At 61.9% G+C, this 15,704-nt stretch carries 12 protein-coding genes; 8 read left to right on the top strand and 4 right to left on the bottom strand.

Going from position 1 to position 15,704, the window contains the following annotated elements; all coding sequences use genetic code 11:
• Position 1 precedes the first annotated feature (1 nt).
• Genes Pla111_RS15810 through Pla111_RS15800 form a run of 3 tightly spaced genes read right to left on the bottom strand, consistent with a single transcriptional unit; the run spans position 2 to position 4,606 of the window.
• On the bottom strand, positions 2 to 1,588 hold the full coding sequence (locus tag Pla111_RS15810; RefSeq protein WP_146575424.1) for a glycoside hydrolase family 3 protein: 1,587 nt from the start codon (positions 1,586 to 1,588) through the stop codon (positions 2 to 4).
• On the bottom strand, positions 1,585 to 2,988 hold the full coding sequence (locus tag Pla111_RS15805) for an MFS transporter (RefSeq protein WP_197525085.1): 1,404 nt from the start codon (positions 2,986 to 2,988) through the stop codon (positions 1,585 to 1,587). Before Pla111_RS15805 ends, Pla111_RS15810 begins: the two co-directional genes overlap by 4 nt.
• Before the next feature lie 19 nt (positions 2,989 to 3,007).
• The gene (locus Pla111_RS15800; RefSeq protein WP_146575422.1) at positions 3,008 to 4,606 is read right to left on the bottom strand and encodes a glycoside hydrolase family 10 protein; all 1,599 of its coding nucleotides are present in this window, start codon (positions 4,604 to 4,606) and stop codon (positions 3,008 to 3,010) included.
• 563 nt (positions 4,607 to 5,169) lie between these two features.
• Here Pla111_RS15800 and Pla111_RS15795 point away from each other — a divergent pair.
• The 8 genes from Pla111_RS15795 (at position 5,170) to Pla111_RS15760 (ending at position 15,141) form a co-directional block, all read left to right on the top strand.
• Complete coding sequence (locus Pla111_RS15795; protein WP_146575461.1) at positions 5,170 to 6,522, top strand: ammonium transporter; 1,353 nt, start codon at positions 5,170 to 5,172, stop codon at positions 6,520 to 6,522.
• Between the two features lie 856 nt (positions 6,523 to 7,378).
• On the top strand, positions 7,379 to 7,717 hold the full coding sequence (locus Pla111_RS15790; RefSeq protein WP_146575421.1) for a P-II family nitrogen regulator: 339 nt from the start codon (positions 7,379 to 7,381) through the stop codon (positions 7,715 to 7,717).
• An 86-nt stretch (positions 7,718 to 7,803) separates the two neighbouring features.
• The gene (gene rsmA / locus Pla111_RS15785) at positions 7,804 to 8,682 is read left to right on the top strand and encodes a 16S rRNA (adenine(1518)-N(6)/adenine(1519)-N(6))-dimethyltransferase RsmA (RefSeq protein WP_231931096.1); all 879 of its coding nucleotides are present in this window, start codon (positions 7,804 to 7,806) and stop codon (positions 8,680 to 8,682) included.
• Positions 8,683 to 8,863: 181 nt separating this feature from the next.
• Positions 8,864 to 9,091, top strand: coding sequence for a hypothetical protein (locus tag Pla111_RS15780; protein WP_146575419.1), 228 nt, complete (start codon positions 8,864 to 8,866; stop codon positions 9,089 to 9,091).
• A 614-nt stretch (positions 9,092 to 9,705) separates the two neighbouring features.
• Complete coding sequence (gene hisB, locus Pla111_RS15775) at positions 9,706 to 10,299, top strand: imidazoleglycerol-phosphate dehydratase HisB (protein WP_146575418.1); 594 nt, start codon at positions 9,706 to 9,708, stop codon at positions 10,297 to 10,299.
• 479 nt (positions 10,300 to 10,778) lie between these two features.
• Positions 10,779 to 11,741, top strand: coding sequence for a DUF6807 domain-containing protein (locus Pla111_RS15770; protein WP_197525084.1), 963 nt, complete (start codon positions 10,779 to 10,781; stop codon positions 11,739 to 11,741).
• Between the two features lie 135 nt (positions 11,742 to 11,876).
• Entirely contained in the window at positions 11,877 to 13,325 is a 1,449-nt protein-coding gene (locus tag Pla111_RS15765) for a Gfo/Idh/MocA family protein (protein WP_146575416.1), read from the top strand.
• Positions 13,326 to 13,482: 157 nt separating this feature from the next.
• Positions 13,483 to 15,141, top strand: coding sequence for a cytochrome c peroxidase (locus Pla111_RS15760; RefSeq protein WP_146575415.1), 1,659 nt, complete (start codon positions 13,483 to 13,485; stop codon positions 15,139 to 15,141).
• Here the strand turns inward: Pla111_RS15760 and Pla111_RS15755 are convergent.
• Positions 15,089 to 15,703 carry an inorganic pyrophosphatase gene (locus Pla111_RS15755; protein ID WP_146575414.1) on the bottom strand — a complete coding sequence of 205 codons (615 nt, stop codon included), beginning with the start codon at positions 15,701 to 15,703 and terminating at the stop codon, positions 15,089 to 15,091. The genes Pla111_RS15760 and Pla111_RS15755 overlap by 53 nt on opposite strands.
• Between the last annotated feature and the right edge of the window lies 1 nt (position 15,704).

Below are 15,704 nucleotides of genomic sequence, written 5' to 3'. Positions count from 1 at the left end.
TTCAACCGGTAGCCGTCGCCAAGCGCTCCGCCAGCGCAAGCTGGCTCGCTGGCACGTCGCTGTGGGTGACGAGTCGGACGGCCGCTTCGGGGTAGCGCTCCAGCGCGTTCTCGACACCCAGGCAGGCGAGCACCACCGGCCGTGAGTCGAGCAGGCGGCGGATGAGCGCGTCTTGATCGGGGCTCAAGCCAAAAGCGTGCCAGGCGGCCGGCTTCACGATCATTGCGACAACGACCGACTCCCCCTCCGGCACGCCGGCCAAAATGTCATCCGCCAGGGCGGAATTCACCTGGGGACCCGTTTCAAAGTATCGTACCGCGGCGAAACGCTCGCGCAGCGCCGCGGCAAGTGGCTGCTCCTGCGGATCAGTCGGCCGATGATGGGGTTTAAGCACCACGGCGGTCAGGCTCGTCCCCGTTGGGAGCGGCAAGACCTTGCGATGGTCGCCGTCCAGCGTGCGAGTCGCGCTGAGCGCGATCTGCTGGGCCTCGCGATTGCCTTGTTCGCTTGTCAGCGGCGACGCTGGTAAAGGGCGTTCAGAAAAGGCCCGCTCTTTAAGAAGCCAGACACGATCGAACGCCTGCTCGACCCGTTCGGTCGAGACACGCCCCGCATCCACGGCAGCGGACAACGCGTCGATCACGGCGACATGGTCAGCGACATCCAGCAACAGATCGACTCCGGCGTTGAGCGCGGCGATGGCGAGCTCTCCCTCGTTGGCAAAGCGCTCGCGGACGCCGCTCATAAGCAGGCTGTCGCTGCAAACGACCCCGTCAAAACCCAGTTGGTTGCGGAGCAGTTCGATCAAGATGGTTGGCGAGAGGGTCGCGGGGGCACCGCTGGCGTCGAGTGCTGGATACTCCACATGCGCGGTCATCATCATCGAGACGCCCGCCGCGATCGCCGCGCGGAAGGGTGCCAGCTCGCGTGCTGTGAGCGTCTCGGTTGAGACCTCGACACGGGGCATCGCGTCGTGCGAATCCTGGTGCGTATCGCCGTGACCCGGAAAGTGCTTTGCACAGGTCAGCAGCCCGGCGGCTTCCGCGGAACGCACATAGCTGGCGACGAGCTTGGCGGCGATCTCCGGCTGATCGCCGAACGCGCGCGTGGCGATGATCGGATTGCGGGGGTCGGTGTTCACGTCAGCCACCGGCCCGAAGGTGGCGTGGATTCCGACAGCGTGGGCTTCGGCGGCGGTGATACGGCAGAACGTGTCGATCGCTGCGGGCGCTTGGTCCAGGTCCACAAAAGCGCGTTGGTGCGGGAAGACCGTGAGGCCCGCCACTTGCTGCCCGGTTCCGCGTTCGATGTCCGAAGCCACGAGCATCGGCGTGGGGGCCGCGGCTTGCAGTCTGGCAAGCGTGTCGCGTGTTTCGGGCCAGCTTCCGTTGAACAACAAGAGACCGCCAACCGGGCAGCGCTCCAGCTCGGCCGCCACGCGCTGTTCGTCTTGGTGCACGAGGGTGATCGGAGGCAGGTTCGAGCCGATACGGATCATCAGCAACTGTGCGAGCTTGTCACGCAGCGCTGTCGGCCTCGTGAGCTGGGGCGCGGCGGCTGGAGAGACTATCGTCACGGGAGTGGTCATCCGTTCGTTTCCGAATCGCGGAGCGGTGCCAGCAGGGTAATAATCAGGCTGGGGATCGTTGCCGCAAGCACCCAGTAAAAGAACCGCTCGTAGCCGAGCCACTCTTGGATCGCGCCGGAGAAACCCATCGGGATCTGCATTCCCAGAGACATAAAGCCGGTGCACAGGGCGTAGTGCGCCGTTTGGTGCTCGCCGCGCGAGAGCTGGAGCATGTACAGCATGTACCCCGCGAAGCCAAAGCCATAGCCGAACTGTTCGACAGCGATCGCTGTGCCGATCGCTGCGATCGACTCGGGCTGGGCAGCTCCCAGATAAACGTACGCGGCGTTCGGCAGGTTGATCGCGAGTGCCATCGGGAAAAACCAGCGTCGCAGTCCGTCGCGTGCCACGATCAAACCGCCAACGATTCCGCCGATTGTTAGCAGCGCGATCCCGATCGTGCCGTCAAGAAGCCCGAGCGTCTGCAGCGAGAGGCCGAGCCCCCCCTCTTCACGCGGGTCCAGGAGAAACGGGGCTTTCATTTTCGCCAGCTGCCCCTCGCTGAAGCGATAGATCAGCAGATAGGCGAGCGACGCCACAATGCCCGGTTTGCGAAAGAAAGAGACAAACGTATCAAAGAACTCGGCAACGATGCTTCGTGCGGTGCGTCCGCTACTGCGCTGGGGGGCTGCGGGCCGCGGCAGAATGACTTGGTGGTACAGCGTGAACACCAAGAACAGCGTCGCGATGGCGTAGAAAACCAACGACCACGCCTCGCCGATAGGCATCCCCTGGCTGACGCTGCCGAGCAAGGTCTTGAACGCCTCTTCCGCCCCGGTACCCAGCACACGCCCGATGGCCCTTGCTGTTAGCTGGAGCCCGCTGGCAAGGTCTCCGGCGAGGGTGACAAGCAGTCCGGATCCGACGATCATCGAAAGCCGATAGAACGTGCTCCTGATGCCCACGAACCAGGCCTGGTCGCGCTCGGGCATACTCGCCATGTAGAAGCCGTCGGCGGCGATGTCATGCGTTGCCGACGCGATCGCCAGCAGCCAGAAACCGGCCAGCGTCAGCATCAGAAAGTTTTCGGCGGGCGCTGCCGCCGCGATCGCGAACAGCCCCGCAGCGATCAATGCTTGAGCCGCGATGATCCAGCGCCGCTGGGTGCCGATGAGCTCGACGAGCGGGCTCCACAGCGGTTTGAAGGTCCAGGGCGAGAGCAACGCGCTGGTGTAAGCCGCGTTGAGCGTGTTCGAAACGCCCAGGCTCTTGTACATGGCGGTTGCCATGCTCACGACCACTACGTAGGGCAATCCCGAGGCGAAGTACAGCGTTGGAATCCACCCCCATGCGGCGCGGCGTGCGCTGCGGCTGGGGGCGGGAGGCTGATCGGACGCGTCGGCATCGGTAACGCTAGACAAGTGGGCCTTCCTTGAGAAATCAGTCCGCCGCCGGCGGGGCGATCGTGACCTGAACCGGATCACTGGCCCGGCCGAACGCATCGATCGCCGTCACCACGGCCGCGGTGGCGGGGGCCCCCTCGTCGCTCGGGCCCAGCACAGCAATCACGTTGGGGCCCCGATAGGGACGCAGCTTCGTGATCCATTGTTCTCCGCAACGCTTCTGCACCAACCACCACTTGGGCGCGGGTCCCTCGCCCGGGGCGAGCTTGAACCGATTCGGTGCCAAACCGGTTGGCGTTACGCTCGGCGTGCCCGGCCGGGGCTGATCGCCCGCCAGCCAGGGGGCCGCCGGCGGGATTGCGGGCGTTGCGTACTCAAGCTTCAGCCGATCGGCGATCCCCGCGGCATTCGCGGCAATGGCTTTCATACTGAAGTGGATATGGCCATTCGCCCGCTCGCCCAGCCCGCGTGCGACAGCGATCTGATTGGGAATCTCTTCGAGCGAATAAGTCGGGGGATTGAACGACACTTTAGAGGTGTACAGGCCGGGCCACACGCCGCGCTCCTGGGGGTTTTGTGTGACCCACCAGTTGAGGAGCGTGGTAAAGCTCTGCGGCTTCTGCTCGATGGGCCAGTAGAGTTGCGGCGCCAGGTAATCGACCCATCCTTCGCGCAGCCATAAGCGGGCGTCGGCGTAGAGCTTGGCGTATTGATCGAATCCCTGAATGCCTTCGGGCGTGCCCGGCCGCCAGATGCCGAACGGGCTCACGCCGAACCGCACATGGGGCTTCTCTTCATGGATGATCTGTCCACAGCGTCGGATAAAGCCGTTGACGTTCTCTCGGCGCCAGTCATCGCGCACGAGCCGTTCCGACTCAGGCGTGTCGGCCCGATACTTTTCCCAGCTCGCGTCGTCGGGGAACGGTGTCTCTACCTTCTTGCCAGAAGGATCGCCAGCGAGCGCGTCGCTCACCGGATAGGGGTAGAAGTAATCGTCGTAGTGGATGGCATCAACGTCGTAACGACGAACGATGTCACGCACCACCGCGAGCGAGTGTTCGGTCGCCTCGGGCTCGCCCGGATCAACCCAACCGTAGACCCCGTACTGACGCACAAGGTCGGGGCGACGCTTAGAGATGTGGGTCTCAGCGAGCTCACCTGAATAGGCCGGGTGGGTTGCCCGGTAGGGATTCAGCCAGGCGTGCAGCTCGAGGCCGCGGCGATGGGCCGCGTCGCATGCCCAGGCCAGCGGGTCGTAGCCATCATCAGGGGCAACCCCTTGTGTGCCGCTCAGGAAGGAGGACCACGGCTCGAGCTCCGAGGCGTATAGGGCATCGCAAGCGGGCCGCACTTGTAGCACCACCGCGTTCATCCCTAACTCAGCCACTTGATCCAGCAGAGCGGTCAGCTCGGCGCGCTGGGCTTCGGCCGACAGTCCCGGCTTGGAGGGCCAGTCGATATTAGCGACGGTGGCGATCCAGACGGCTCGAAACTCGCGTTCGATCTTAGGAGCGTCATCAATACGGGCTTCGGCGGCGAGGGCAGCGCTTAGCGAGAACGGTGCCAAGACGATGGCGAGTAGCAGCCCCCGAAGTGCTAGCGGGGGGGAAGGTTTCGCAGAGGCTTGAAGGGGCATCGTGAAAACCTGAGTCCTAGGTGGCGAATTGTGGCGCAAGTCGATGAAAGGGATCAGCTTAGCCGAAGGCCCGTTCACTTACCGCGGGTAAAGGCAGCGCAGTTGGCTCTTGCGAATGCGCAGCGCGTGGGAGGACGGCAGGCCTGCGTCTCCCTTGGGCAGAGCGAAAGGGTCGGTGCCGAAGAATGAGGCACCATCTCAAAGCGAGGTGGTTCTCTGGGGACGCGATAATTGGCGCAAGTCTTTTCTCTGTTGAGGTTAAGTGTGATCATCGGCGGACGTCAGCTCCGTGCTGGCACGCTTTGTGCTGCACGGTGGCCGGCGGTTCCGTAGCCGTTTGAAGAGGCACGGTATGCCGGAATGGCCAAGGGGTCGGCTTGTGTGGGCCGCACCCACGGTCGAACTTTCGGCCACCCGGCGTGTTGGGGGCTTAGGTGGTAACTAGCAGCGCCCCCACGGCACGGGTTTTGAACATCCTTCTGTGACGCGAGGTAACGATGACGTTGTGTGGAGCCCTTGAGGGCCGCCGGTGGGGAGTTTTGCTCCTCGCCGCAATGATTTCGCTGTCGTCTGTCGGGGCGACCTACGCCCAAGACGCCGCTGCCGACGAGGCAGTTGCTGAGGAAACCGCTGAGGCCGAGGCCCCAGCCGAAGAAGCCGCGGCCGAAGAAGAGGCCGCCGCTGAAGAAGCGCCCGATCTGGGCATCGGCTACGCCTTTGACAATGCCGTGCTGTTCTTCTGTGCGGTCCTCGTGTTCTTCATGCAGGCCGGCTTCGCGATGGTCGAGGCGGGCTTCAACTCGTCGAAGAACGCGGTGAACATCATGTTCAAGAACGCCATGGACATCTGCGTCGGCGTGCTCTTGTTCTATGCGATCGGCTTTGGGCTGATGTACCCGGGCTCATACGAGGGGGTCTCTTACGCTAAAGAGGGCTACCTTGGCTTCGGTGGCTGGGGGCTAGAAGGCTACGCAGCCGCCCCCGATCGGACCTTTAGCCCCGAGTGCGACTGGATCTTCCAAGCGGTGTTCGCTGCCACCGCGGCGACGATTGTTTCAGGTGCTGTTGCCGGCCGCATGAAAGTGGGTGGCTACCTGATTTACAGCGCTTTGCTGACCGGTATCTTCTACCCGATCAGTGGCTACTGGAAATGGGGCGGTGGCTGGCTCAATGAAATGGGCTTCGCTGACTTCGCTGGGTCCGCCGTGGTGCACGGCATGGGCGGTTTCGCTGGTTTGGCGGGGGCGATCGTGCTCGGACCGCGGATCGGCCGCTTTGTCGATGGCCGCAGCGTTCCGTTCCCCGGTCACAGCATTCCGCTCGCTGGATTGGGAGTTTTCATTCTGTGGTTCGGCTGGTTCGGCTTTAACCCGGGCAGTCAGCTCGCCTTCCAAGGCACAGGCGACATCGATACGACGATGCACTGCGCCGTCACCACGATGCTGGCTGCCGGTGCCGGCGGCATTGTTGCCACGCTCGTCAGCTGGATGATGTTTGGCAAACCCGACCTGTCGATGGGCCTCAACGGCATCCTCGGGGGTCTGGTCGGCATCACCGCCTGCTGCGACTGCATGAGCAACTGGCAAGCGATGATCGTCGGTGCTGTTGCAGGCGTCTTGGTGGTTGTCGGCATCCTGATGCTCGACAAGTTCAAGATTGACGACCCCGTAGGTGCCTGGCCGGTCCACGGCTTGTGCGGCATCTGGGGCTGTCTGGCGATCGGCATCCTCACGCCCGAAGTTTCTTCGCTTGCCGTGCAGGCTTGCGGAGCCGCTTCGATCTGTGCGTGGTCGTTTGTCACCATGTTCATCCTGTTCAGCATCCTCAAGGCAATGGGTCTCTTGCGAGTCTCCGCCGAAGAAGAGCAGCAGGGTCTGGATATCAGCGAGCACGGCATGGCGGCTTACACCCACTGAGCCAGTTCGCTAACGGGCCTCGATCTTCTCCCCCGCGATTGATCGAACGCCTTAAGAGAGTGGAGTGAGTGTGTGGGGGTGTGTTCCGCGAGGGATGGCGGAGCCAATTGCTCAGGAAGGGCAAAGCCGACGAAGCAGTGATCCGTCAACGGCCCGGGGTGGTTACCGCCTGGCTGCTCCGGGCCGACGGGTCCTGCGATCGCACAGCACACGCACAGCTGACTGGCAGGGTTTACGCCCAACCACCAGCCACGCGTCTGGTGTGACGGGGTCGCTGCTGACGAACAGGCGGTTTCAAACCAACCAGATGCTCCCCTGCCTCGGCGGAACGTTCCGCCTGGTCTCGCCGAGGCGGGGAGTGTTTTTATCGAGGAGCGGGCTGGCGTGGATCGCCAGATTCCGATGCCCGAACTAAGCCAGAAGGATGCCCCATATGGCTTGGGTGGGCTTGCCGCCTAGCCTGCCCAAGCCGGGGTGTCCTGCTCTTTTTCGTTGACGGCACCGGGCATCTCTGAGCTGCTCCACCACAGCTTCTTCCCACGCGGGACGGCTTTTTCGTGACGGATCTCGCTTCTGGCGGGTTGGGCCAGGCCTAGGCCGCCCCGCGATCGAGATGGCTTTCCACGCGGCTCATTCAAGCCCAAATCGCTTGAGAGTTCATGGGAGCCTTCCTTTTGGCCACATCTCCCTACGTCTTTCGGGCCGTCTTTCGAGGGCGGACGAATGAGACCGGCTTCAATCGGGCCAGTTTTCCTAGTAGGCTGTTCGCAATTGTCGCCGGCCTATTTTCTCAAGCGTCCGTGAATATGCGGTCACCCGCGCGACGCCCTGCCTCAGCCCGGCGTTGTTGCCTGCTATGAAGCTCATTATCGCAATCATTCAGCCGAGTCGCCTGGAAGACGTCAAAGGCGCGCTGTCTGAGGTTGAGGTCGTGCGGCTGACCATTATGGACGTCCAAGGTTTTGGACGGCAAAAAGGCCAGACCGAGCTCTATCGGGGAGCTGAGATCTCGATGAACCTGCTGCGTAAGGTTCAGTTGCAGATCGCGGTGAACGATGAGTTTGTCGAGCCGACCGTCAACGCCATCATCAAGGGTGGTCGTACGGGTGAGGTTGGCGATGGCAAAATCTTCGTCTTGCCGATGGACGATTGCGTGCGGATCCGTACGGGCGAGCGCGGCCCCGAAGCGATCTAAGGCCGATCAGGCCCTTCTCTCGATCGCTGACCCAAAACGGAACCGAACCCAGCATGTTGCCCTCTCGCCAGACCAAATCATTTTTGATGCGACGCCTTCGTGAGATCGGCGTTGAGCCCGATTCACGGCACGGTCAGAACTTTTTAATCGATCTCAATCTGGTCCGGCTGATCGTCGATTCGGCCGAACTGGGTCCCCGCGATGTGGTGCTCGAAGTCGGCACCGGCACGGGCTCGCTGACGACGCTGATGGCACCGCATGCGAGCCATGTCGTAACGGTTGAGATCGACTCCAACCTGTACGAGCTGGCACGCGAAGAGCTGATCAACTTCGACAATGTTACCCAGCTGAAGTGCGACGCTCTTGCGAACAAGAATCGTTTTGCCCCAGCCATTATGGAAGCGGTCGGGACCGCCCTGGCAAGCACCCCCGACAGCGAGTTTAAGCTCGTCGCGAATCTGCCCTACAATGTTGCCACGCCGATCTTGTCTAACCTGCTGTTGAGCGAGCACACGCCGACCACGATGGTCGCGACGATCCAAAAAGAGCTGGCGGACCGGATCGTTGCCGAGCCTTGGACCAAGGACTACGGCGCGCTGAGCGTGTGGATTCAGTCTCAAGCGCGGGCGGAGATCGTGCGGGTGATGCCACCAGGAGTGTTCTGGCCGGCTCCCAAAGTGACATCTGCCATCGTGCGGATTCAGATCGATCCCGAGCGCCGCGCCGCGATCCCCGATCTGCGGTTCTTCCATCAGTTCGTTAAGTCGATTTTCCTGCACCGCCGGAAATTCTTGCGAGCGAACGTTATCTCGGCCCTTAAGCGGCATGCCACGAAAGAACAAGTTGACGAACTGCTGAGCGGCATGAACTTCCCGGCAGATGCCCGCACCGAGCAGGTCAGCATCGAAACGCTGCTGGAGTTTACTGAGCGGGTACGGGCCGTCGCGCCGGATTGGAAACTGTGAGTTTCCGATTAGCACTTGGCGGCCGGGGCACAGGCAGCTGACTTGCTTGACTCCGGGCGATCTCGGCAAGAGGCAGCTAGGAGCCCGTGCTCAGTTCGGTTAGCCTGCGAAGGCAATGGCAGAGCGAGGAGCACGCGGTACGCTTCTCTCGATTACCTCTCAGCGCGCACCAGGCGGTACGATGCCCTTCATCGAAATGACAGGCGAAACGCTCGATCGACTTCTTGTCGAGGACGAGCTGCACCACGAAGATCTCGCCTCCGCTCACGTGGATGATCGCACGATTGTGCGTGTCAATCCGGAAGGAGACATCGAGGTCCGTCGTCCCGAGGGGTGGGACGTTATCGGTGGTCTGCTCGGAGAGTTCGAAGAGCGTCTCAAACGCGAGACTGGCCTGGACTGGGCATAGTCCCTCGCATCCAGTCCCTCGCATCCAGCCCCTGGGATCTAGTCTCTCGGAGCTAGCCCTGCCGGACGACTCCTTGCGATAGCCCACGGCGTCCGGTTTGCGTCAGATGTCCGGCGCTCAGGGCCGCGCTGCAACCCACTCCCACGAGTGTTCAACAAGCTTGCGGGGCAAGCGGATACGCCCCGCGATTTGCACGAAGGGCACCCTTCCGGAAGCCACGAGGCGGCGTACCGCCCGGCGTGGAACACCCCATGAGGCTGCAGCTGCAGCGAGCGAGACGGATCCCTTAAAGGGGCCGCTGGGGCCCTCGATCCCCATCCGCGGGGCACGACGCATCGGCATACTAAGATCCTCCCCAAAGAGGTTTTCGGGCGGGGGTGACACCCCGCCCTCACGCCACCAAGTTACCCGGTTCCGCGTAGGCGTCGCAATCGGCCCGCCATTTTATGTCGGTTTGGTGCTTGCGTAGCATCCGCCGACGGCTAGGGTTCTTGGCGGGGTATAGTAGGGTGGTGCCCCGCGAGGCTTAGCTAGCGCCGGCAATTGCAGCGACCCTTCACGACGATGCCGAGCTTCCACCCCGCACTTCCGAACCCCGACCGCTCTCGCGCAGCATGTCACGAACCGCGACGATTGAACGCTCTACCCGCGAGACCCAGATCCGGCTCAGCCTGGACCTCGACCCCCCGGGTGGGGGAAGCTTTGCTACCGGCATCGGATTCTTGGACCACATGCTGGAATTGTTCGCCAAGCACGGCGGGTTCGGGCTGAAGGTCGAAGCGACGGGCGATCTGCACGTCGACCAGCACCACACGACCGAAGACATCGGAATCTGTCTGGGGCAAGCCTTTCGACAGGCCCTGGGCGATAAGGCTGGTATTTATCGGTATGGTTCGATCACGCTCCCGATGGACGAAACGCTGGTCACCGCCGCGGTTGATTTCGGTGGACGTTCGGCGTTTCACTTCGGAGTTGAACTTTCTGACGGAAAGATTGGTGAATTCGACGCCGAACTGATTGAACACTTTTGGCAGTCGTTTGCGCCCAATGCGGAGTGCAATCTGCATTTCATTCAGCACCATGGCAAAAACCGTCACCACATCGCCGAGGCGGTGTTTAAGGCAGCGGCTCGTGCGATGGCACATGCGGTTTCGCCAGATCCGCGCGCACAGGGGGTGCCCAGCACTAAGGGCACGCTCAGCGGCTAGGAGAAGTGGGGCTAGCAGAAGTGCGGCCAGGAAAGTGGGGCCAGAGAGGTCTGAAGCAGTAGTATTGAGAGGCGGTGTTAAGCACGCCGGGCAGTCGAGGCGTTAAAAGGGACGTAAGCGTCGGTGCCAGGCGACCGAACCGCGGCTGCCTAGCGCAGGCGAGATACCTCTCCGAGACCGAATCTCGCTCGACAGGGGCACACGATTATTTTGGGTTGAAGCGACATATCGAGCGGTCAGCGAAGCATCTTTTCACCAGCGAAGCCATGGTTCTGCGGCATCCTTCCTCTTGCTTGCTCGTGCTGTTTTTGTGCGCAGTCGTGGGGGGGGCCAATCACTCCCGAGCCGAGGAACGCAACGGGAACTCCCAAGACGCGGCAGCGACAACGGCTGATACGCCCGCATGCTGTTTGTTGGGCGGGCGGGCCGCTCAACTTATGAGGGCCACAAAGACTCCCTCAGCGGAGTCGAAATCAAGTATGTCCGACCCGGCGGAAATCGTTACCGAACGGACCGGTGACCGCGTGCGGGTGTTGATCGACGGATTGCTGTTCGCCGAGTACCAAGCCGACGATGTTCACCAGCCCGTGATCTGGCCGATCCATAATGCCGCGGGGAACGCCGTCACGCGTAGCTATCCGCTTGGGCCAGCTCTGGCCGGTGAGGCCAAAGACCATCCCCACCATCGGTCGCTCTGGTTTGCTCACGGCGACGTGAACGGGCACGACTTTTGGCAATTGAAATCAGGTCCTACCGCCTTGCCAGTCAACCGGATCGTTCACCAAGAGTTTGTCGAGGTTCATTCCGCGGCCGAACCCGGTATGCCAGCCAGCATCATCACCCGCAATCAATGGCAGGCTGCCGATCTGCCCGTGCTCAGCGACACGCGCACGATCAGTTTTGGGCAGACGAAAGATGGTTCCGAGGCCCCTGTTCGGTGGATCGATTTTCAGATCACGCTGCAAGCCACCGAAGGCCCGGTGACGCTCGGCGACACAAAAGAGGGAACGTTTGGTGTGCGTGTTGCGGGGCCAATGAAGGTCGATTCGCGGCTTGGCGGCCGACTTGTCGATACCGCGGGTGCCCAGGACGCAAACGCCTGGAGCAGCTTGCAACCTTGGACGCTTTATTCGGGGCCGACTAGGCTTACCGATGCGGACAAGGAACCCGTCGATATCGCAGCCATCGGCATGATGAATCACCCCTCGTCTACAGGCGGTGCTTGTCGATGGCACGTGCGAACCTATGGCCTGATGGCTGCCAATCCTTTTGGTGAGTCCGATTTTAATGAACCCCATCGCGGCGGGCGTCCTCGCCTGCTCGCTGCAGGCGATTCGTGGACCTTCCGCTACCGCGTTCTGGTGTTCGTGGGATGCCCGGATGTCTCGCGTATGCACGATTTGTACAATGACTACGCAGCGACTAAGGTTGCTACACCCTGATCCGAAATCATTTCCTGGATTCTATCGAGTCGAAAGACGGTGCCTTCCCTTGGTGAAGGCGAACCCGATGACGCATCTTTGTTGCTTTGACGCCCGCAGCACTTTGATCCTTCCTCAATCTCTCTAGTAATAACGATGCTTGATCGTCGTCGATTTATCTCCACCGCGACGTCGGCAGCCGCTGTCGCGACGCTCGCTTCAACACGTCTGGCGTGGGGCGATGTGATCAACACCCGCCCGCGGGTTGCGCAGATCGGTGTCCGGGGACAAGGCAGCAGCCACCTGCAAGCACTTGGCGATTGCGTTGTTGCGATCTGCGACGTGGATCAAGAGATCGGTGCAGAGCGCGCCGCTAAGCACAAAGAGCGGCACGGCAAGTCGGTCGATGTGCTGACCGACTACCGGCGTCTCGTGGAGCGCGACGATATCGATGCGGTGTCGATCGCGACCCCGAACCATACGCACGTACAGCTCGCGATCGCCGCCATGGAGGCCGGCAAGCACGTTTATCTAGAGAAGCCGGTCTCGCACAATGTTTGGGAAGGGCGTCAGCTCGTTGCTGCGGCGCGGCGTCACAATCGCATTGTGCAGTGTGGCACTCAGTCGCGTTCGAGCGAGGCTTTGCAGGCAGCGGCCAAGTGGGTTCACGGTGGCGCTCTCGGCGCGATTCAGTACGCGATCGGCACTTGCTACAAGCCACGCAAATCGATTGGCAAGCTCGACACGCCGCTCCTCATCCCCAGCACGATTGATTACGACCTGTGGTGCGGACCGGCCGCCATGGTGGACCTTTATCGGGCACAGCTGCACTACGATTGGCACTGGGACTGGAATACTGGCAACGGCGATATGGGGAACCAAGGGATCCACCAGATGGATATCGCTCGTTGGTTCCTGGGCGAAGACCGGCTGCCAGCGCGCACCATCAGTATCGGAGGAAGACTCGGGTACAGCGACGCGGCTAATACCCCTAACACCCAGGTGGTCTACCACGATTACGCCGCAGCCCCGTTGATCTTCGAGACCCGTGGGCTACCACGCTCTAAAGCCGCGCAAAAGAACTGGGGCGATCAGATGGATCGCTTCCGCGGCTCGGGCGTAGGAGTCATCGTGCAATGCGAAGAGGGGCACGTGCTCATCCCCAACTATGGCGAAGCCATCGCTTACGATCGCAACGGTACCCAGATCCAGCAATGGAAACACTGGGGCAAGCACCATGACAACTGGCTCGCGGCGATTGCGGTTGGCGATCGCGGCTTACTCTCGGGTGAAATCCAAGAGGGCCATCTCTCTAGCGCGCTGTGCCATGTGGGGGGCGTTTCTCATCTGGTGGGCGAAAAGCTGCCCGCTGCCGACATCGCCGACCGGCTTAAGAGCTATCCGCTATTGAGCCAATCCGTCGAGCGGATGTTCGGTCATCTGCGGGCGAACGACATCGATATCGACGCGGAGGAGATGCTGACACTTGGGCCGTGGATCACGATCGACCCGGAGACGGAGCGGTTCGTTAATAACGAAGCCGCCCAGGCACTCTGGTCACGCGAGTGTCGAAAGGGGCATGAGGTGCCGGACTACGGCGTGTAAGCCCGCGTAGCGCTCGCGTAGCAGGGCAGTCGGATCTCGTCAAACTTTCCTTTCCGTCGATTTTCGGCGGCACCCTGTACGTGGCTCGGGGTTGATGGCGGCGTAAGGTTGCCCGTGTGGGGCGACCCTCGCGTCGGTCCACCGCCAGGGCAAGCACATGAGCGTCCTCAATCAGGGACGGCTGAACTGCGGCGTTCAGCACGATGGTGTTCAGCACTATATCGTGCAGCTAGGTCTGCTCGCCGCAGCGCTGACGCTAGCGAGCAAAGTCGGGGCCACCGGCGTGGTTCCCGCTCTGCCAGCGCAGGGCTTCAGCTACCAGGATGCGCTGCCCGCTTACCTGCTCGACCCCGACCTGTCGTTTGGTCCGATTATTACCTCGGACAACACGCCGGCCGATAATCCCACCACCGACAACGGTGCCACGCTCGGGCGAGTACTGTTCTATGACAAGCGGCTGTCGCACAACTACACGACAAGCTGTTCTTCGTGCCATCAACAAGAGAAGGGCTTCTCGGACACCGCCCAGCTGAGCGAGGGCTTCGACGGAGGACTGACGGGGCGTCATTCCATGCGGCTAGCAAACGCACGCTTCTTCGAGAGCGGGCAGATGTTCTGGGACACGCGCGCCGAATCGCTGGAAGAACAGGCGCTGATGCCGATCCAGGATCCCGTTGAGATGGGGCTTAATCTGACAACACTCGTCGAGCGGCTGCAGGCGACCGACTATTATCCCAAGCTGTTCGAAGCCGCGTTTGGCGACGCTCAAATCACGGCCGAACGTGTTGGCAAAGCGATTGCGCAGTTCGAGCGATCGATGGTCTCGTATCGATCGAAGCACGACGAAGCGACAGCGGCGCGAGCCGCGGTTGTCGCTAACAATCCTGACGCCAACGTTATCGCCGCGCTGAGGACCGTCTATACCGATCAAGAGCTGCTCGGCATGGCGCTGTTCGAGCCGCTCGAGGGGAGCGGACCGGGGGGGTCGCAGACGTTTGTTATCGACGGGCAATCTCGGGTCTACGCGAATCTGCATTCCGCATCGGCCCAGTGCAATCAGTGCCACGCTACAGCAGCGCAAACCTTGGGTGCCTCAGCCGATACCGCCAGCGGGCAAGAGGCTGGTCCGATAGTCGCAAATATCGGGCTCGACCCGGGAACCCCCGATCCGGGGGCCGATGGTGAGGGTGCCTTCAAGGCTCCATCCTTGCGTAACGTGGCCGTCAGCGGCCGTTTTATGCACGACGGGCGCTTCGACTCGCTTGACGCGGTGGTGCGATTCTACAGCCGCGGCATCCGCAATCATCCGAACTTGCACCGCTTTCTACGAGTCGGCGATTTGGAAACCGGAGCGGCGGAGCAGTTCAACTTTGCGCCCTTCGAGATTGACGCCCTTGTCGCGTTCCTGGAAACACTGACGGACGAAGCCCTGCTGGCCGACATCCGCTTTGCCGATCCATTTGTCACGCTGCCAGGTGACTATACCGGGGATGGCATCGTGGATGACCGAGATTACGTCTTGTGGCGCGACGCCTTTGGACAACAGGGCGGCATCGATCTGCTAACCGGGGCCGACGCCGATGGTAACGGTGACGGCGTCGTGGATCTGGCGGACTACACGGTGTGGCGCGACAACTACGGCACCACCTGGGAGACGCTCGGCGAGGGACTCTTTGGCGTTGCGACAGCCGTCCCCGAACCGGCAACGCTGGGAGGATGGCTGTGCGCGGTTCTCTGCACTCTCGCCGCGACGCGCCGTCGAGTTACTCGCCGTATTCTTCGATGTAGTCGGCCATCGCCGCTTCAACGACCATGAGCGCCCGTTCGCGTCCGTAGGGGGCATCGATACGGGTCGGGACGGCCTCTTCCGGCGTCAGGGCTTTGTAGATGCTGAAGTAGTGTCGCAACCGATCGACCAGCACCTCGGGCAGCTCGGTGACGTCGTTGACACCGCTCCACATGGCGTCTTTATCGAGGACGGCGATGATCTTGTCGTCCGCCTCTCCCTCGTCGAGCATCGGTAGTCCGCCGACCACGCGCGCGTTGACGATCGTTTCTGGATTGGTGATTGGTCGTTCGCTGATGACGCAGATGTCCAGCGGGTCGCCGTCGCCGGCAGAGGACTCCGGCATGAGCGAACGCACCCGCTTGCCGCAGAACGTTTGTGGGATGAACCCGTAGAGCGTCGGCGCGAAAGCAGAGGTCCGATTCGGCCGATCAACGCGGAGGTAGCCCGTTTTTTTGTCGAGTTCGTACTTAACGCGGTCGAAGGGGGTCAGCTCGATGTAGGCGTGGACCACGCTGGGGGGATTCGGCCCCACATCGAGCCCGTGCCAGGGGTGGGGACGCCAACGGAAGAACGGTTGCGGGAAGCTCATG

Source organism: Botrimarina hoheduenensis (genome assembly GCF_007859815.1).
Taxonomy (GTDB): Bacteria; Planctomycetota; Planctomycetia; order Pirellulales; family Lacipirellulaceae; genus Botrimarina; species Botrimarina hoheduenensis.
The sequence above is the reverse complement of the archived record's forward strand: the minus strand, read 5'-3'. Positions and strand labels throughout refer to the sequence as shown.